The 18,721-nt window shown below is 61.8% G+C and carries 19 protein-coding genes; 6 read left to right on the top strand and 13 right to left on the bottom strand.

From position 1 onward, the window contains the following. Positions 1–59: 59 nt before the first annotated feature. Positions 60–1,271, bottom strand: coding sequence for a bifunctional alpha/beta hydrolase/OsmC family protein (locus FDP25_RS07960; RefSeq protein ID WP_154150559.1), 1,212 nt, complete (start codon positions 1,269–1,271; stop codon positions 60–62). Between the two features lie 244 nt (positions 1,272–1,515). Between FDP25_RS07960 and FDP25_RS07965 the strand changes: the two genes are divergently transcribed. Continuing rightward, a complete protein-coding gene (locus tag FDP25_RS07965) occupies positions 1,516–2,220 on the top strand; it encodes a diguanylate cyclase (RefSeq protein ID WP_172982770.1) in 705 nt (234 codons plus the stop codon). Between the two features lie 27 nt (positions 2,221–2,247). On the opposite strand, the gene dddP is transcribed toward FDP25_RS07965, so the two are convergent. Beyond that, positions 2,248–3,585 carry a dimethylsulfonioproprionate lyase DddP gene (gene dddP, locus FDP25_RS07970; RefSeq protein WP_154150563.1) on the bottom strand — a complete coding sequence of 446 codons (1,338 nt, stop codon included), beginning with the start codon at positions 3,583–3,585 and terminating at the stop codon, positions 2,248–2,250. A 171-nt stretch (positions 3,586–3,756) separates the two neighbouring features. Here dddP and FDP25_RS07975 point away from each other — a divergent pair, with 171 nt between their 5' ends. Beyond that, positions 3,757–4,959: a glycerophosphodiester phosphodiesterase family protein gene (locus tag FDP25_RS07975; RefSeq protein WP_154150565.1), complete on the top strand. Its 1,203-nt coding sequence runs from the start codon at positions 3,757–3,759 to the stop codon at positions 4,957–4,959. A gap of 38 nt (positions 4,960–4,997) precedes the next feature. Here the strand turns inward: FDP25_RS07975 and FDP25_RS07980 are convergent, their stop codons facing one another. The 11 genes from FDP25_RS07980 to FDP25_RS08030 form a co-directional block, all read right to left on the bottom strand. Further along, positions 4,998–5,765: an FCD domain-containing protein gene (locus FDP25_RS07980; RefSeq protein WP_154150567.1), complete on the bottom strand. Its 768-nt coding sequence runs from the start codon at positions 5,763–5,765 to the stop codon at positions 4,998–5,000. Positions 5,766–5,822: 57 nt separating this feature from the next. Continuing rightward, positions 5,823–6,188, bottom strand: a complete 366-nt coding sequence (locus FDP25_RS07985) for a Lin0512 family protein (RefSeq protein ID WP_154150569.1) — start codon at positions 6,186–6,188, stop codon at positions 5,823–5,825. Continuing rightward, complete coding sequence (locus FDP25_RS07990; protein WP_154150571.1) at positions 6,185–6,538, bottom strand: Lin0512 family protein; 354 nt, start codon at positions 6,536–6,538, stop codon at positions 6,185–6,187. The genes FDP25_RS07985 and FDP25_RS07990 overlap by 4 nt, the downstream gene beginning before the upstream one ends. Positions 6,539–6,591: 53 nt before the next feature. After that, complete coding sequence (locus tag FDP25_RS07995) at positions 6,592–7,254, bottom strand: hypothetical protein (RefSeq protein ID WP_154150573.1); 663 nt, start codon at positions 7,252–7,254, stop codon at positions 6,592–6,594. Positions 7,255–7,345: 91 nt separating this feature from the next. After that, entirely contained in the window at positions 7,346–8,746 is a 1,401-nt protein-coding gene (locus FDP25_RS08000; protein WP_154150575.1) for a selenium-binding protein SBP56-related protein, read from the bottom strand. A gap of 163 nt (positions 8,747–8,909) precedes the next feature. Next, entirely contained in the window at positions 8,910–9,518 is a 609-nt protein-coding gene (gene cobO, locus FDP25_RS08005; protein WP_154150577.1) for a cob(I)yrinic acid a,c-diamide adenosyltransferase, read from the bottom strand. A 15-nt stretch (positions 9,519–9,533) separates the two neighbouring features. Beyond that, positions 9,534–10,250 (bottom strand): LrgB family protein, encoded by a 717-nt coding sequence (locus FDP25_RS08010; RefSeq protein WP_154150579.1) that lies wholly within the window; start codon positions 10,248–10,250, stop codon positions 9,534–9,536. Further along, a complete protein-coding gene (locus FDP25_RS08015; protein WP_154150581.1) occupies positions 10,247–10,606 on the bottom strand; it encodes a CidA/LrgA family protein in 360 nt (119 codons plus the stop codon). Before FDP25_RS08015 ends, FDP25_RS08010 begins: the two co-directional genes overlap by 4 nt. Positions 10,607–10,696: 90 nt before the next feature. Then, a complete protein-coding gene (locus tag FDP25_RS08020) occupies positions 10,697–11,908 on the bottom strand; it encodes a TsoY family (seleno)protein (RefSeq protein WP_154150583.1) in 1,212 nt (403 codons plus the stop codon). 118 nt (positions 11,909–12,026) lie between these two features. Then, entirely contained in the window at positions 12,027–12,899 is an 873-nt protein-coding gene (serB, locus tag FDP25_RS08025) for a phosphoserine phosphatase SerB (RefSeq protein ID WP_154150585.1), read from the bottom strand. Positions 12,900–12,983: 84 nt separating this feature from the next. Next, positions 12,984–13,763, bottom strand: coding sequence for a VOC family protein (locus FDP25_RS08030; protein ID WP_154150587.1), 780 nt, complete (start codon positions 13,761–13,763; stop codon positions 12,984–12,986). Between the two features lie 104 nt (positions 13,764–13,867). On the opposite strand from FDP25_RS08030, the gene FDP25_RS08035 reads away from it, so the two are divergent. From FDP25_RS08035 to FDP25_RS08050, 4 genes are all read left to right on the top strand, one after another. Continuing rightward, the gene (locus FDP25_RS08035; protein ID WP_154150589.1) at positions 13,868–14,749 is read left to right on the top strand and encodes a LysR substrate-binding domain-containing protein; all 882 of its coding nucleotides are present in this window, start codon (positions 13,868–13,870) and stop codon (positions 14,747–14,749) included. 166 nt (positions 14,750–14,915) lie between these two features. Continuing rightward, complete coding sequence (locus FDP25_RS08040) at positions 14,916–16,070, top strand: phosphoserine transaminase (RefSeq protein WP_154150591.1); 1,155 nt, start codon at positions 14,916–14,918, stop codon at positions 16,068–16,070. An 83-nt stretch (positions 16,071–16,153) separates the two neighbouring features. After that, the gene (gene serA / locus FDP25_RS08045; protein ID WP_154150593.1) at positions 16,154–17,749 is read left to right on the top strand and encodes a phosphoglycerate dehydrogenase; all 1,596 of its coding nucleotides are present in this window, start codon (positions 16,154–16,156) and stop codon (positions 17,747–17,749) included. 101 nt (positions 17,750–17,850) lie between these two features. Continuing rightward, entirely contained in the window at positions 17,851–18,579 is a 729-nt protein-coding gene (locus FDP25_RS08050) for a metallophosphoesterase family protein (protein WP_154153264.1), read from the top strand. The last annotated feature ends 142 nt before the right edge of the window (positions 18,580–18,721 follow it).

The following is an 18,721-nucleotide window of genomic DNA, read 5'->3' on the forward strand; positions in this document are numbered from 1 at the left end:
GGCGGTTACGAAATCTTGAAAAGATTTCGATCCGTTTTCTTTTCAAGAAAACGGCCCTCTCAACCTTCCTCGGTCACCACGGTCGAACTGCGCTCCAGGGTCCGGTGTACCGGGCATTTATCCGCAATCTCCATCAACCTTGCGCGTTGATCGTCACTCAGGTCGCCTTCCAGTCGCACAACGCGGGTGAAAGTGTCGGCCTTGGCGTCCGAGCGGCTGTCGGCGTCTTGCGCGTGGACCTTGTCGTGGTTCACATCGACGCTGACGTGGTGCAGGGGCCAGCCCTTGCGCCGGGCGTACATGCGGATGGTCATCGAGGTGCAGGCCCCCAGCCCCGCCGACAAGAATCCATAGGGCGACATGCCGCGATCGGTGCCGCCGTAGGCCTCGGGCTCATCGGCCAGAACGTGGTGGTCGGGCCCCGCGTTGACGTCTTGGAGGAAGCCCTTGGGGTCGGCCTCGGAGACCCGCACGATACCTTCGGGCGCGCCGGGGGGCGGCGCGGGCGGTGTAAGGTCGAGGTAGCGGGACGCCCAAGCGGCGATCACCCCGGCGGTGTATTCGGCGTCGGAGGCGTTCGAGATCAGGTGGTCGGTCTCGTCCAGCGTGACGAAGCTTTTGGGATGCTTTGCGGCGGTGAAAATCTCGGCCGCGTTCTCGATCCCGACGATCTCATCCCGTGGGGCGTGCAGGATCAGCAATGCACGGTGCAGATGCGCGATATCGTCTTTCAGGGTCTCGGCCCGCACGCTTTCGACGAAATCCTGACCGATGGTGACGGGTCGCCCGCCAAGGCAAACTTCGGCCCGGCCTTCGGCTTCGATCCGGTCGAGGGCCGCATCGAAGTTGTGGGTGACATGCTCCGGGTCCGACGGCGCACCGATGGTGACGATGGCCTTGGCGCTGTCGATCTGTTTGGCGGCGGCCAAAACGGCGGCCCCGCCCAGAGAGTGCCCGATCAGCAGGCTGGGGGCCATATCGCGGTTGGCGAGGGCCTTGGCGGCAAGGTGCAGGTCCTCGATATTCGAGGTGAAGGAGGTATTGGCGAACTCTCCTTCGCTGTGGCCCAGCCCGGTGAAATCGAAGCGCAACACCGCGATCCCCGCACCCGCAAGCCGCGCCGCGATGCGGCGCACGGCGGGGATGTCCTTGGAGCAGGTGAAGCAATGCGCGAAAAGCGCCGTGGCAAGGTGCGGCCCCTCGGGCAGATCCAGCCGCGCGGCAAGGGTATGGCCGGAATGGCCGGTGAAGGTGAAGCGTTCGGTTGGCATGGGCCTGTTCCTGTGTCGGTGGTTGGCCCAAGGGTATGGGCTTGGCCCGGTTGGCGCCAGTGATGTGACGATGGCGTCACGGCATGGTGATCTTCCGGGATCGCGTTGAAACCACCGAAAACTTGAGGGGAATTGGCGATAGTTTCCGCGCCGGGGTGCAGGGTTTGTTAACGGTACAAGCCGCATCCTGCGGGATGTGGAGATTGGAGGGGCCATGCATATACGCCTCAGAACGAAAAGGGACGTGACGCTGTTCGCACTGGTCATCACGGCCTTGGCGGTGCTGGGAAGTCTGGGGTTGCGCGCCTTGCTGCAACCCGGCGATGTGTTTGAGCGTACAGTCCTGTCCGGCTCGGCGGTGGCGGCCATGCTGGCGGCTCCGATCGCCTATTATATCGGGTTGCAGATGCTGGATGCCCATCGCCTGACGCAGGCCTTGGAACATGCGGTCAATCACGACAGCCTGACCGGGGCCTCGACCCGGGCCAGTTTCAAGGCACAGGTGGCGCAGCTTCCGCCCGGACCAAAGGCGGTGTTGCTGGTGGATATCGACCACTTCAAGGCGGTAAATGACAGGTTCGGCCATCAGGCGGGCGATACGGCGCTGTGCCAGTTTGCCATGCGCCTCAGGCGGAACTGCCGCGAGGATGACCTGATTGCCCGCTTTGGCGGAGAGGAATTCGTCGTGCTTTTGCACGATGTCGAACTGGATGCGGCGCGGGCGGCGGCAGAACGCCTTTGTGCCAAGTTGCGCGAGGCACCGATCAACTTGAACGGGCAGGCGCACCGTTTGACGGCCAGTTTCGGCGTGGCGGTTCTGACCGATACGGCACGTTTGGACGAGGCCCTTGTGCGGGCGGATACGGCGCTGTACCGGGCCAAGAACGACGGGCGTGACAGGGTCTGCGTGGCCGAAAGCGAGACATCGCCCTATCGCGCGGTGTCTTGATGTGTCAGACTGCGCCCGGACCGCCGCTCACCCCATAAGCTCCGGGTCAAACGGGTATTTCGTCAGGTTCTCGAAACCGTCCTCGGTGATCAGAACCTGATCTTCCAGCTTGATCGAGAAATCGCCGCCCTCTTCGCCCACCAAAGCCTCGACACAGAGGGTCATGCCCGGTTCAAGCTCATAGTCAAACGCCCCTTCGACCATATGGTCGGGGTAGGCCACGAGGGGCCATTCATCGCAGAGCCCCACGCCGTGCATAAGACAGCCGTATTTGAGGCGTTGGTACTTGGTGTCGAGAACGTGGGTGTTGCGGCTGAGGTCCTGGAGGTTCACGCCAGGCTTGAGCATTTGCATGTTGGTCTGGATGTGTTCGACCGCGTGCTGCATGGCATAGATCATGTCGGGGCGCGGTTTGCGGTCACCGATCCACCATGTGCGCGAGATGTCCACGCAGATGCCGTAACTGCCGACGAGGTCGGTATCGAAGGCGATGATCTCGTTGTTCCGGGTGATGCGCCCGCCGCATTCCTGAAACCAAGGGTTGGTGCGCGGCCCGGAGGTGAGCAGGCGGGTTTCGATCCATTCGCCACCCCGGCGGATGTTCTCGGCATGCAGCACGGCCCAGATGTCATCCTCGGAAGTCTGGCCAAGCGGCACGTTTTCGCGGGCGAATACCTCCATCTCGTGTACGGCCACTTCGCAGGCATGCGAGGCACAGCGCATGGCGAGGATTTCATCGGGGCCTTTGACGGAGCGGGATTTTTCGGTGACTTCCTCACCTTCCATGATCTCCAACCCCTGCGCCTCAAGCGCGCGCAGCCCGTGCAGCATGATCTTGTCCACCGCGAGGCGCTTGTTGCCCGGCGCGTGCTCTTCCAGAAGCACGCGAATTTCATTCGAGAGCGCATCGGCGGCCACGTCCACCTTGTCGCCGCGGTCGAAATAAAAGAGGTCCGCGCCCGAGCGCGCCTCGCGCACCAGCGGGTTGAATTCGGACAGGAAGGGCGAGTTTTTGTAATCCCAGATCACCATGTAGCCATCGGCGCAGAGCAGGACCGCGCGGAACGGGTTATGAGTGTTCCAAAGCTGCATGTTGGTGCTGTCGGTGGCGTAACGGATGTTCAATGGGTCGAACATCAGCAGCCCCGCATAATCGCGATCCACGATATGCCGGGTCAGACGGTCCCAGCGATACCGACGCATTGCCTGCAAATCGGGCAGTTGCAGGCCCGCCGCCGCCCATTCCGCATAGGCCAGTTGCGTTGGCCCGATTTCCACGCGGTCGGCATCGTTGGGGGTGTTGTCGCCCAGCGTCGCCCCCCGTGTCGGATCGATCTTTCGCCGGTCACGATGATGGGTGTTCATCGGCTTTCCTCCTTTTGGAAAGGCTGCACCGGGTCTTTTGGCATGGCTTGCCGGAATGCGACCCTTTCGAACGCCGCTTTTCGACTGTCACCGAAGTTTCGACAAACCGTCACATCGTTTTTGGGAAGCGCCTGTTTGGTGCGCCAACACACCAACAAGAGGGATGATTCCATGCGTTTCGTAACGACAAGTGTTCTGGCGCTTTCGGTTTTCGCCGGGGCGGCCACAGCCGAACAACTTACCTATGGGCCGCGGCCTGCCTACCTGATTGACCGGATGGCAGATGGCGCGTTGAAAGAGACCCTTTCGGCCTGCCTGGGCCAGACGCCCAAACGGTCAACGTTTTCCATCGGCCACCGGGGCGCGCCGCTGATGTTCCCGGAACACACCGAGGAATCGAACCGTGCGGCGGCACGGATGGGGGCGGGCATTCTGGAATGCGACGTGACCTTCACCAAGGATCACGAGCTGGTCTGCCGCCATGCACAGAACGACCTGCACACCACCACCGACATTCTGGCCAGCGATCTGGCCGACACCTGTGTTACGCCGTTCACCCCCGCCTCGGGCGATGCGGCGGCCAAGGCCGAGTGCCGCACATCGGAAGTCACGCTGGCCGAGTTCAAGACCCTGACCGGCAAAATGGACGCCGCCGACAAAAGCGCCACGACGGTCGAAGGCTACATGGACGGCACCCCCAAGTATCGGACCGATCTTTACTCGGTGCAGGACGGCACCCTGATGACCCACGCCGAGTCGATCGAACTGTTCCGCGATCTGGGCGCGAAGTTCACCCCGGAACTGAAAAGCCCCTCGGTCGAGATGCCGCATGAAGGCTTCAGCCAGGAAGATTATGCCCAGAAGATGATCGATGAATACAAGGCGGCAGGCGTGCCCGCCTCGGATGTCTGGGCGCAGTCGTTCAACCTTGAGGATGTGCTGTACTGGATCGAGAACGAACCGGAGTTCGGTAAACAGGCGGTTTACCTTGTCGAATGGCATGACGGTTTTGACGAGCAGGACCCCGAAACATGGCAAGAGGATTTTGCCGCGCTCAAGGCGCAAGGCGTGAATTTCCTTGCCCCATCGCTCAATATGCTGGTGACGCCAAAGGGTGGCGATTACGCCGCATCGGCCTATGCCAAGGCCGCGCGCGAGGCCGGTCTGACCCTGATCGCATGGACGCTGGAACGGTCGGGGCCGCTAACCAATGGCGGGGGCTGGTATTTCCAGTCCGTGACGGATGTGACCGACAGCGACGCCGATTACTTCAACGTCCTGCACGCCCTGCATGACGAGGCAGGCGTTGCCGGCGTGTTCAGCGACTGGCCCGCGACGGTGACCTACTACGCCAACTGCATGGGGATCGAGTGACCCCACGGCCCAAGGCTGGCCCCCGGTGTCTCCGGGGGTCAGCGTGATTGTTCGTGCTGGAACCGTTGCAGCGCGATAGCTTCGTTGCGGTCTGCCTTTTGCTGATCGGCAAGGGATTTTTCCACGTAATCCAGATGCGCGATCACGGCGGCGCGGGCGGCCTCGCCATCGCGGGCCTGAAGCGCGGCATTGATCGCCCGGTGCTGATCCAGAAGCGCGCCGCGCGTGGTGCGTTGCTTGAACATGACCTGACGGTTGTAGAACACGCCCTCCTGCAATAGCTGGAACATGGAGCGCATCATGTGCAGCATGACAACGTTATGGCTGGCCTCAATGATCGACATGTGAAACTCGGCATCGAGTTGTGCCTCGGCTTTGGCGCTGCGCTTGGTATGGGCGTTTTCCATCTTGTCGAACACCGCCTGCACCACTTGCAGGTCAGTATCCGAGGCAAGGCGCGCGGCCCGTTCGGCGGCCAGCCCTTCAAGGTCGCGGCGAAAGGCGATGTAATCGAATACCGCCTCGTCGTGGTCGGCGAAAAGCCGGATCAGGGCGGGGGAAAAGGCACTACCCAGAACATCGGCCACGAAGATACCCGCGCCTGCGCGGCTGGTCAGCAGGCCCTTGTCCTGCAATTCCGCCACCGCCTCGCGCAGGGAGGGGCGCGACACGCCCAGTTTCTCGGCCAGTTCCCGTTCGGAGGGCAGACGCTCACCCGGGCGCAGGATGCCCCGGAGGATCAGCTTTTCGATCTGGCGGGTGACGGCCGTCGAGAGTTTCTCGGGCGTGACTTTTTGAAATGGCATGTGCGCGGTCCTGAAAACAGTGGCCGGATGATAGGGGCAAGGGCGTGTTCGGGCAAGTTACCCGGTTTGACGCCATTTTCCTGTCTGCTCGGGCAGGAAGGCCTCGACCGCCGCGGTGGCGATGACAAGGGTTTCGCCGGTGTCGGGGTTGGTCACGTCTTGCCCGCCCGTGACCGCCGTCACCTTGGCCTGCCCGCGTGGCAGGGTTTTGGCCAGCGCCGCGCAATCCAGCGCCTCGGGCTCTTGGACGCCGATGGTGACCTGCACCTCCATCTGGGCGTGGTTCATGCCGATGGCCGAAAAGATCGGCAGGGTGGAGTGGCGGATCGCATCCTGAATCGCGCGGGTGGCGGCCTTTTGGTAATCCATCCCGTGCAGGTCGTTGCCCATGCCCATTTCGATGATCACGCGGCGACGGGTCATTGCAGGCGCTCCATGTCGAAGGCCACCGAGATCGCGGCATTGGCGATGACGGTGGGGTTGCCCTCACCCTCGGGGCGGGGGATGTCGAGGCCGCCGTGGGTGGCGGTGACGGTCACTTGTCCATAGGGGAAAACCTCGGCCACGGCGTTACAATCCACGGCCTCGGGGTTTTGTACGGCCACTTCGACGTCGATCTGCATGGCGGATTTATCGAAGCCGAACAGTTCGGCCATGTTGATGGAATTGTGCCAAAGGGCATCTTGAACGGCGCGCTTTGCCGCTTGGGTGTAATCGCGGCGGCGCAGCGATGTCCCCATGCCGAATTCGGTCAGGACGCGGTGTTTGGACATGTTTGATCTTCCTGCTCTGGGTGGGCGCAGTTTGCCGGGTTACGCGCCGGGGTTCAATGCGGGATGAGCAGGGCGATCCCACCCACGATAATCAGGCTGAGCGCCCAGACCACATCGAGGTTGAACCAGCTTTTCTTGAGGAAGGTGAGGCCCAGCCAATAGTAGACACCCATCGCCAGCGCCCCGCCCGCGACCGCCATGGCAAGGGTGTGCAGCAGGGCCACCATCAAGGCACGGGTTGTATCCGTCGCCATGAGGGCGGCGGCGGCGCTGTGGCCTGCGCTTTGGTCAATGGTGGCGCAGATCCCAAGATAGATCGGCACCAGCATCAGCCCCGCGCCATGGGCCATGGCGGCAAGGAAGGACCAAAGCGCCAGCCGTGAGGGCGGCACCCGGGCCAGAAACCTTGGGTGGCGGCGGTTGATCAGCAGGTAGAGGCCCAGCCCGATCACCAGACAGGCCGCACCGATGCGCAATTCGCGTTGCCATTCGACCAGCGTCACCATTAGAGAGAAGGGCAAAAGCACAACCACCATGGCCAGCATATGCCCCGCCGCCAGCGCCAGAAGCGCGCGATAAAGCGCCCCTGCCCGGCTTTCCATCAACGCGGCCGACACCGCCATGGGCCAGCCCATGCCGGGGTTGATCCCGTGGTAAATGCCCGATGCGGCCACGGCCCACCAAAGGGCCGCCGTGCTGGAAATCTCACCTGTCATTCGTGATGTGCCTGCCCGCCCCGGGAAAACCCGGGGCCTCATGGTTGGCCGCGAGGTCCCGGGACACGCCCGGGACGCCGTTCAGCATGGTTCAGACCGAGGGGTAGCAGAAGCTATCGGTGGAACAATCGCCCCCCTCAAGCCGGATCTGGTGCGCGCGGTAGCCCTTGGGGAAATTCACGTAGAAATCCTTGTCCAATGTCAGGCCGCCGTTTTCACCGACATGCGCCATGACCATCTGCCCGCCTTCGTCGTCGGGATAGAATTGATCGTCCCACGTGGAATAGAGCGAGTTGGTCCAGTAAACCCGTTTGCCATCGCGGCTGATCTCCACCATCTGCGGGCCAAAGGCGAAATCCTGACCGTTGGGGTGTTTGGTGTCGGCCACGATGCCGCCCAGTTCGACCTTGCCGGCCAGTGTCGGGTTCATCGGGTCGGTGACATCGTATTGATGCATCTCGCCGGTGCCCCAGCAGGCGACATAGAGGTATTTGTCATCGAGGCTAAGGTCGATATCGGTGACCAGCGGCGGCACCGCCTCGAACCCCTTGAGAAGCTCGGGCAGATCATCGGCAGCGGCCGGTTGCGGCGGGATGGTGACGGTTTTCTTGGCCTCGAATGTGCCGTCATCCTTGCGCCACCATGTCCAGATCGAACCTTCGAGGTTGGTGGTATCCACCACCACGCCGCAAAAGCCGTAATCCTTGGCCGGATCGTGGGCGGGCCGGATTTCCAACGCCATCTGGTGGTTTTCACCAAGGTCGATGGTTTGCACGTTCTTGCGCGCGCGCAGGTCCCAGAAGTGTATCGAGTGGCCGTATTTGTTGGCAAGCAGATCCTCGGGGACGATGCCGTTTTCGAACTGAGGCGGCAGGCCCCATTCGGAACTGACCATGTAATTGCGCGGCAGGTTCCACCAGAAATCATAGTGCTTGTCCTGTGCGCCACGGTCCATTTCGTAGCGGCCAAGGATTTCGAAGGTTTCGCAATCCATGATGAAGATGCCCGGCGGGCCATCCATGCCATCCTCACCACCGCCGCCAAGGGTGGAGACATAGATGCCTTCAGGGCCGCAATGGATTGTATGCGGGCGGGAATAGCCGGTTTTCTCGAACAGTTCTTCGGGTTCGATGACCTTGTGAATCTTCGCCTTGAGCGGCTCTTTGACGTCGATGATATATATCCGGCTGGAACGTATGCCGGGGATGATCAGGTAGCGGCGCTCCAGAAAGGCATGGCCCGTCAGCGGGCTAAGGGCCGAGGAACAGGCGTTCCAACCGAAATGGTGAAATTCGTCGCCCTTGTTGGGCATGATCACCTGATGAAGGATGTCGCCATAGGTTTTCGACTTGGGGTCGACATCGACCACGGCCACCCCATCGGGTTGGCTTCCATCGGGGCTGAGCATCAATGTGAAGGCCAGGGTTTCGGCGGGGGCCTCCATGGCCATTTTCGGGGTCGCGTGAAAGGTGGGGTCCGGTCTTAGATTCATGTGAAAGTCCTCCCTGAGCGGGTGCCCTTTTTTGAAATACGGGCGGCACCCTGCGGCAAAGCGTCTCACAGAATCAAATGTCTGACAAATAAAATTTCATCCATAGGATGTGTCCCGCAAGAAACGTGCGTTCCTGCGGGACGGCGCAGTCCGGGAAATTCTTTTAGAATTCCACTCCGATCTGAGCCTTAATTCCGGAGCGGAACGGGTGCTTCACCAGTTCCATCTCGGTCACCAGGTCGGCAATTTCGATCAGGTCGTCCTTGGCGTTGCGGCCAGTCAGGACAACATGGGTCATGTGCGGTTTTTCCTCGGCGAGGAATTGCACCACCTCGTCGATATCAAGGTAATCATAACGCAGGGCGATGTTGATCTCGTCCAGCAGGACCATCTTGTTGGACTCGTCGCGGATCAACGCCTTGGCTTTCTCCCATGCGGCTTGGGCCATTTCGGTATCCCGTTCACGATCCTGCGTTTCCCAGGTAAAGCCCTCGCCCATGGTGTGGAACGCGCAGGTGTCGGAAAACTTCGACAGGATCATGTCGCGTTCGCCCGTGCTCATCCCGCCTTTGATGAACTGCACCACGGCGCATTGCATGTCGTGCGCGATGCAGCGGAAGATCATCCCGAAGGCGGCACTGGATTTCCCCTTGCCCTTGCCGGTGTGGACGATGATCAGGCCCTTTTCATCGGTCTTGGTGGCCATGATCTTGTCTCGGGCGGCCTTTTTCTTGGCCATTTTCATCGCGTGGCGGTCGGGATCGTCAGTCATGCGCGCGCTTTCCTTTCACTGGAACAGGCCCAAGACATAAGGCGCAATCAGGGCGGTTAGCAAGGCATTGAGGCCCATGCCGATGCCCGCGAATGCGCCTGCGGTTTCATTGACCTGAAAGGCACGGGCGGTGCCGATGCCATGGGCGGCCACGCCCACGGAAAATCCGCGCGCGCGCCAATCGGTGATGCGCAGGGTATTCATCAGCGGCGTGACGACCACCGCACCTATAATGCCGGTGATAATCACCAGCGCGGCAGTCAGCGTGGGCAGGCCGCCCAGTTGCTCGGCGATACCAATGGCCACGGGGGCGGTGGTGGATTTGGGCGCAAGCGAGGCCAGCGTCGCGCCCTCGACGCCCAGCGCCTGCGCGATCCAGAGCGCCGAGGCAACGGCGGTGACCGACCCCACGACCAAGGCCCCCGCCATGGGCAGGAGGGTGCGGCGGACGTGGTGCAGGTTGGTATACAGCGGCCCGGCAAGGGCCACGGTGGCCGGGCCCAGCATGAAATGCACGAACTGTGCGCCCTCGAAATAGGTGGCATATGGCGTCGCCGTGGCCCAGAGCACGGTCCCGAGAATGGCCATGGCGACCAGCACCGGGTTGACCAGCGGGTTACGCCCGGACACCCGGAACAGGGCATCACCGATCAGGTAAGCGATCAGCGTGGCGGTCAGCCACAAAAGCGGCCCTTCGCGCAGGTAAGACCAGATGTCGGGCAACTCGGTCATTTTTCCGCCTCCTGACTGCCGGTCAGACGGCCAAGCACCACGAAGGTCAGCGCGCCCGCGATGAGGGCCAGCAGGGTACTCCCGACAAGCGCGGCCATGAGGGCAAGGCCCGTGTCGCCCAAAACCTCGGCATGACTAATGACGCCGACACCGGCAGGCACGAATAGCAGCGACAGATGTGCAAGAATGCCCTGCGACGTGGGCAGGATGCGCTCGGCCAGCGGTTTGCTGGCCATGAACCCCGCCAGCAAAAGGGACATGCCGATCACCGGTCCGGGGATCGGCAGCGCCAACAGGCGGGCCAGAACTTCGCCCAGAAGCTGGGCGGCGAGAATCAAAGCGATGTTGAGGATCATGGGCTTGGCCTTTCGCATCATGCTTGGGGCCAGCATATGCCGTAGGCCGCGAATGAAAAGGCCGCGCCGGTGTGGCGCGGCCTACCCGCGTCAGGCGCGAGCCGTCGCTTGCGGTGCCGCGGGCCGTCCGAAGTGGCGCCGATTGAGGTGCAGCATCAGCCAGATCATTGTGACCTGCGAGGCGATGGCGATGCCGGTCAGCCCCCAGTAGGCAACACCGAACTTGTCGATCACACCGGCCCCCACCAGCCCCTTGTTGATGAAGAAATGCATCATCACGGCAAAGGCCACGCCGGGGCAGATCAGGGCATAGGACCCGGGCGAAGTTTTCTCACCCATCACGAACTCGGCCATGTACCCTTGGCGTTTCAGCACCAGCAGGCCAAGCAGCAGGAACAACACCTCGATGGTCAGCAGGCGGGCAAGGAACACCAGCGTTTCACCGGGCGTGCCGTGCGCGTCAAAGGCCACGTGCAGCCCGTGGTTCTGCCGCATGAAAAGGATGCCCAGCACGGTAACGATGGGGACGACGACCATCAGGGTCGGCGCGGCCTCTTTCGCGGTGCCGTGGTGGAGCATCGAATTGAACCCGGTGATCGCGGCAACCAGCGTGTAGATGATCGCGGTGATCCCGAAGAAGGTGGACAGCACAAGGCTGATGCCCACGGTGACGGTATTGGTGCTCATGGCCGCGGGCGCGGCAAGGCCCACGCCCACCATGGAAATCGCGAAGGCGGGCAGCAGTTGCGCGAAAGAGTTATGCGCGGTGACATCGAAAACGCCCCCCGCGGTCAGAACCCGGCCAAGGAAATGCCCGATCAGGCGGAAGGCCCAGATGCCAAGCGCGAAAAAGGCCAGAAGGGCCATGGGAAAGAGATACTCAACGATCCCCCAAAGTCCCGGCACGAAGATCAGCCCGACGATGAAACCCACGTTGATCGTCATGGCCCCGGCCAGAGGCGCGGCCAGCAGGGTGGTTTCACCATTGGTTTGGCGCAAATCGCTATAGCCTTGGGTCTTCATGAAGCGGCGCAGCGCGGTGATGTTCCAGATCAGGGACTTGATGTTGAGGAACGCCATCACGGCAATGCCCGCCCATGCCACGACGATGGCCGCCTGCAACGCGGGGCTTCCGCCGCTGAAGGCGGCAAGAACGTCCTCGAACACCGGGACGGGGCGGCCCGGGTGCGGCACCCAGAACAGCAGGTACATGAAAAAGGTCACGACCAACCCCCCGGCCCCGAGCGAGGCAAGGAAGTAAAGCGGTGAATAACTGTCGGCGGGGCGTTGACCTGTAGCCATGGCAGGCTCCTTTCACATTCCGATTTGAGAATATATTACATTCTGAATTCGGAATGTGTATGAGGCGGAGTGTCGCTGTTCGGCCTGTGCGCCGGAGCTTGCCCTGCGCCCCGGCCGCTCACTCCGTCACGAACTCCTCGCGCCGGTAGCCTTGTACGTATAGCAGCGCCGTCAGATCCCCGTGGTTCACCCGGACATCGCATTGCGCGGCGACACTGGGCTTGGCATGCAGCGCCACGCCCGTTCCCGCCCGGCCCAACATGCCAAGGTCATTGGCCCCATCGCCCACGGCGATGACATCGGACTCGGAAATACCAAGCCGCGCCGTGACCTCCTCCAGCGCGGCCACCTTGGCCTCGCGGCCAAGGATCGGGCGCGCAACATCGCCGGTCAGAGCGCCATCCTGAACCAACAGCGTATTGGCGCGGTTCTCGTGGAAGCCCAGATCGGCGGCCACCTTGGCGGTGAAGGCGGTGAACCCGCCCGAGACCAGAACGCAATGCCCCGACTGCGCGCGCATGGTGGCCAGAAGGGTCTTGCCACCGGGTATGTACGTGATCCGCTCGGCCAGAACCTGATCGATCACGCCCGCATCCAACCCTTTGAGCAGCGCGACACGTTCCAAAAGCGCGCCTTCGAAATCCAACTCGCCGTTCATCGCCCGTGCCGTGATCTCTTTCACATGCGCGCCGACGCCCGCCATATCGGCCAGTTCATCAATGCATTCCTGCTGGATCATGGTGCTGTCCATGTCGGCCAACAACATTCGCTTGCGTCGCCCTTCCTCGGGCTGGACCACCAGATCGACGCCCTGCCCCTGCAACTCGTCCCAAACCTTCCACAGGTTGCCGGGCGTTTCCTCTACGGCGAATTCAGCCGCCTCACCACGGGACAGCCAAAGCGCCTCGGCCCCACCCCATGCGTTACGCAGGTTTTCGACAAGAACGGTTTCAAGCCCGCCCGGCGGCGCGATCAAGGTGACAATATGCATGAAGACCTCAGTGTTGCGATGCACTGGCGGCATAGCGCAGGTGTCACAAAGGTTCCAGTGGGCGGCACAAGCGCCGCGCTGGCATCAAACGGTGGTGATCCTGAACTCCGTGCCCCAAGGGTCGACAAGGGTACCCGAGCCGAGCGCGCCCGATTCGGCCAAAAGCTCGACACTGGCCAACCCTGCGGCCCCGTCCGAGCGTGGGCCAGCCCCTTTTGACTGCCATTCGTTGGCGGCAAGATGGTGGTGATACCCGCCCGACCCGAACCAGCGCGCGGCAGGCACCTCGAAGGTTTGGGTCATACCGATCTGGCCGCGAATGAACTCGGCCGCCTGTGCCACGTCACCGACACGCAAGTGGACATGCCCGATGACCGTATCCTCGGGCGCGCCATTCCAGCGGTCTGCATCGCGCCGAAGGGCCTGCAAATCCAAGGGCTTTGTGACCATTTCAATCCGGTCGCCATCACGGACCCACGTGTCACGCGGCAGGTCGCGGTACACTTCGATCCCGTTGCCTTCAGGGTCATTGAGATAAAGCGCCTCGCTAACGCCGTGGTGCGATGCACCATCTAGCCGCCCTCCAAGATCGGAGAGGTTGCCAAGCCATGCGCCCAGCGCACCACGCGACGGCAAAAGAAAGGCGGTATGAAACAGCCCCGCTTCCGCCGGGGCCGGTTTCGCTGCGCGGTCCTGGCGCAGCTCGATCAAAACCCGGCCATTCGCCCCCAACAGGGCGGTTTCGCCATCGCGTTCGATCAGGCCAAGCCCGATCACTTTCTCATAGTATTCGGTCATCTTGGCCAAGTCCCGAACGGTCAAAACGACCCGGCCGATTGAAATCGGTGCATCTGAAGTTGCCATCTTGCGGCCTCCTGTCTGTGTGCTTGCAGGGTATTTAGCCATGGCCATTACACCATAAAATAGCGATATTCGTGAATGTATATCGCAATTTTGGAGATAATGAAGTGGACCGATTGGCAGGCATGCAAAGCTTCGTCGCTGTTGTCGAGACCGGCTCTTTCGTGTCGGCGGGGCGGCGGTTGGGTATATCGAACAAACTGGTCAGCAAACGGGTGGCGCAGCTGGAACAAGACATCGGTATGGCCCTGTTGCACCGTACGACGCGCTCACTGTCGTTGACCCATGAGGGCGTGCGATACCTTGAAGGCGCGCGCCGGGTTCTGGCCGAGTTGGAGCAACTGGAGAACGAATTCGACGCCGCCGACGGCCTGAAAGGCGTGATCCGGATCGCGGCACCGACCACCTACGGCGAAACCACGGTGGCCCGCGCCGCCCGCCGCTTTGCTGAGCAACACCCGAATGTCACGGTCGAACTGGCCTTGTCCGACCGCTACGAGGATTTGGCAAAAGGGGGCTTTGACGTGGCCATCCGCATTGGCCACCTGAACGATTCCAGCCTGATCGTGCGAAAGCTGGGCGAAACCAGAATGAAGGTGGTCGCCGCCCCGGCCTATCTCAAGGCGCATGGAACGCCGAACCACCCTGCGGACCTTAGCGAGCATATCTGCATCCGTGACACCAACAGCCCCGATCCCAATCGATGGTCTTTCAGGATGGAGGGCCAGACCTTTCAGGTGCCGGTCTCTGGCCCGTTTCTTGCCAATAGCCCCTCTGCCTGCCTTGAGCCGACCCGGGCAGGCATGGGGATTTTCACCTGCCCCGACATTTTTCTGGCAGACGACCTAGGCACCGGCCGCTTGGTTGAACTTTTCCCAAACACCCACGTACATTCGCTTCCCATACAAAGCATCCACTTGCCATCGGCCTTCAGGAAAACGCGGGTCAAAGCCTTCGTAGACGTCATGCAACGGGAAATGCGGGGTTAGCCGGCAACGCCGCAGGTTTCCGATCGTAGTCGCGCCGCGTCGCATTTGTCACTCAAACGCCGCGGACCGATCATTTTCCGGCTTGCGCAGAATCGAAACCCCACCTATCCCCATCGGTGGGACACCCCTCCCCAACGAGGGGCGCTTATCTGGAAGGGTAGCAGAAATGGCTATTGAACAACCGGCAACGCGGCCGGGTAATCCGCGTTTTTCCTCTGGCCCCTGTGCCAAACCCCCCGCATTTTCGCTGGATAAACTAAGTGACGCGCCCTTGGGCCGCAGTCACCGTGCCGCCGTGGGCAAGGCCAAGCTGAAGGCCGCCATCGAAGGCACCCGCGAGGTGCTGGGCATCCCCGCCGATTACAAGGTGGGCATCGTTCCCGCCTCGGATACCGGCGCCATGGAAATGGCGATGTGGAACCTCCTGGGCGAGCGCAAGGTCGAGATGCTGGCTTGGGAAAGCTTTGGCGCGGGCTGGGTCACCGATGTCGTGAAACAGCTCAAGCTGGACGCCGAGGTCAAGGAAGCCCCCTATGGCGAGATCGTGGACCTGAACGGCGTCGATACCGACAATGACGTGGTGTTTACATGGAACGGCACCACCAGCGGTGCCCGCGTCCCCAACGGTGACTGGATCAAATCCGACCGCACGGGCCTGACCATTTGCGATGCCACCTCCGCCGCCTTTGCCCAACGCCTGCCGTGGGACAAGCTGGATGTGACCACCTTCAGCTGGCAGAAGGTTCTGGGCGGTGAGGCCGCGCATGGCATGATCATCCTCAGCCCCCGCGCCGTGAAACGCCTTGAAAATTACACCCCCGCATGGCCCCTGCCCAAGATCTTCCGCCTGACCAAGGGCGGTAAGCTCATCGACGGGATTTTCGAGGGTGCCACCATCAACACGCCCTCGATGCTGGCCGTGGAAGATTACCTTCTGGCGCTTGACTGGGCCCGCTCGGTCGGGGGGCTCGAAGGACTGCGCGAACGCGCCTATGCCAACCTTGCCGCCGTGCAAAGCTTCGTGGCCGAAAACGATTGGCTGGCCTTCTTGGTCGACGATCCGGCGATCCGCTCGAACACCTCGGTGTGCCTGAAGTTCACCGATGACCGCATCACCGATGGCGCAGCCTTCGCCAAGGCCATCGTCAAGCGGCTGGATACCGAAGGCGTGGCCTATGACATCGGCGCTTATCGCGACGCCCCGGCGGGCCTGCGCATCTGGTGTGGTGGCACGGTCGAAGCCGCCGATGTCGCGGCCCTCATGCCTTGGATCAAGTGGGCCTTCGAGGCCGAGATCGAGGCGCTGACCGAAGCCGCCTGATCCCGATTTCTTGAAAAGAAATCGGTCCGGACTTTTTTAAAAAGTCCGGGCCATCCCCCAAAATTCTCAAAAGGACCAGAAACATGGCTCCCAAAGTACTCGTCTCCGACAAACTCTCGGAAACCGCCGTTCAAATCTTCCGCGACCGTGGCATTGATGTGGATTTCATGCCCGACGTGGGCAAGGACAAGGAAAAGCTGGCCGAAATCATCGGCGATTATGACGGCCTTGCCATCCGTTCCGCCACCAAGGTCACGCCCAAGATTCTTGAGGCGGCCACCAACCTCAAGGTCGTGGGCCGCGCCGGCATCGGCACCGACAACGTCGATAAAGAGGCCGCGTCGAAAAAGGGTGTGATCGTCATGAACACCCCCTTCGGCAACATGATCACCACCGCCGAACATGCCATCGCCATGATGTTCGCCGTCGCCCGCCAAATCCCCGAGGCCTCGGCCTCAACCCATGCGGGCAAATGGGAAAAATCCAAGTTCATGGGCACCGAACTGACCGGCAAGACCCTTGGCGTCATCGGCGCAGGCAATATCGGCGGCATCGTCTGTGATCGCGCCCGTGGCCTGAAGATGAAGGTTATCGCCTACGATCCCTTCCTGGGTCAGGAAAAGGCCGACAAGATGGGCGTGGAAAAGGTGGAGCTGGACGAGCTTTTGACACGTGCCGATTTCATCACCCTGCACGTGCCGCTGACCGACCAGACGCGCAACATCCTGTCCAAGGAAAACCTTGAGAAAACCAAGAAGGGCGTGCGCGTCATCAACTGCGCGCGTGGCGGTCTGGTGGATGAGGCAGCGCTTGCCGAGTTGCTGAAATCCGGCCACGTCGCGGGCGCGGGTTTCGACGTCTTCGCCGAAGAACCGGCCACCGAAAACCCGCTGTTCAACCTGCCCAACGTGGTCTGCACCCCGCACCTTGGGGCCGCCACCACCGAGGCGCAGGAAAACGTGGCCCTGCAAGTGGCCGAACAGATGTCGGATTACCTGCTGACCGGGGCCGTGACCAACGCGCTCAACATGCCGTCCGTGACCGCCGAAGAGGCCAAGGTCATGGGCCCGTGGATCGAGCTTTCGGATCACCTGGGCAATTTCATTGGCCAGATGACCGATGAGCCGATCAAGGCCATCAACATCCTGTACGATGGTGTCGTCTCGGACATGAACCTTGAGGCGCTGACATGCTCGGCCGTGGCGGGCATCATGAAATCGGTGAACCCCGAGGTGAACATGGTTTCCGCCCCCGTGGTCGCCAAGGAACGCGGCATCAAGATCTCGACCACCAAGCAGGATAAATCGGGTGCCTTCGAGGGCTATATCAAGCTGACCGTCGTGACGGATAAACGCGAACGCTCCATCGGGGGCACCGTGTTCTCGGATGGCAAGCCGCGCTTCATCCAGATCAAGGGCATCAACATCGACGCCGAGATCGGCGCGCATATGCTCTATACCACCAACAACGACGAACCGGGCATCATCGGCACCCTTGGTCAGACCATGGGCGAAAACGGTGTCAACATCGCCAACTTTACCCTTGGCCGTTCAGCCGCGGGCGGCGAGGCGATCGCGCTTCTTTATGTCGATGCACAGGTCTCGCCCGAGGTTCTCAAGAACCTCGAAGCCACCGGCAAGTTCCAACAGGTTCGCGCCTTGGAATTCGACGTGGCCTAAGGCCTGCCTCTATCGGGGCGCTCACCGCAGCGCCCCGATTTCTTTTGAAGAAATCGATCCGAAGTCTTTTCAAGACTTCGATGCAGCGTCACACTTCCGCCATGCAACCGATGTACGCGATCCCTGATATCCACGGCCAAAAGGCCCTGCTTGATCATGCCCTTGCCTTGATCGACGCCGATGGCGGGCGTGATGCGCGGGTCGTCTTTCTTGGGGACTTCATCGACCGTGGCCCCGACAGCCGCGGTGTGATCGAAACGCTGCTTCAGGGCCAAGAAAACGGGCGCGACTGGATTTGCCTGCGCGGCAATCACGATACCTACCTGCCGCGCTTCTTCGATGCGGGCGAAGCCTATACCAGCAAGGGGCACCCGGACCTGCCGTGGTGGGCCGCACGGCTTGGGGGCGATTCCACGCTGGCCAGCTATGGCATTTTGATCGAGGGCAAGACCGATGCGCAGATCCTCGAAGAGACCCGCGCCAAGGTGCCACGCGCACACCGGGATTTTCTGGCGGCCTGCCCCCTCTGGCACCGCGAGCCGGGTCTGATCTTTGTCCATGCGGGCCTGCGCCCCGGCATCGCGCTCGAAGATCAGACCGACGAAGACCTGATGTGGATTCGCGAACCCTTCCTGTCGGACCCGCGCGATCATGGCGCCCTCGTGGTGCATGGCCACACCGCGCTTGACGCCCCCTGCCATCATGGCAATCGCGTGAACCTTGATGGCGGCGCGGGGTGGGGGCGTCCGCTGTCTCCGGCGGTGATCGAGGATGGCAAGGTTTGGCTGCTGGCCGAGACTGGCCGACAACGACTGAAGCCGGTCGATTGACCCCGACTTTCGTACGACTCGTACGACACGCGCGTCGCAGCCCCTGATTTTCGTACGAAACTCGCACCCTTTTCGTACGAGTCGTACGACTGACGGGGCGTTTCGATTGCCATACCTCGGGGCTTGAGGATAGGCTTTCTCC

The organism is Roseovarius bejariae, from assembly GCF_009669325.1.
In the GTDB taxonomy this organism is placed as follows: Bacteria; Pseudomonadota; Alphaproteobacteria; order Rhodobacterales; family Rhodobacteraceae; genus Roseovarius; species Roseovarius bejariae.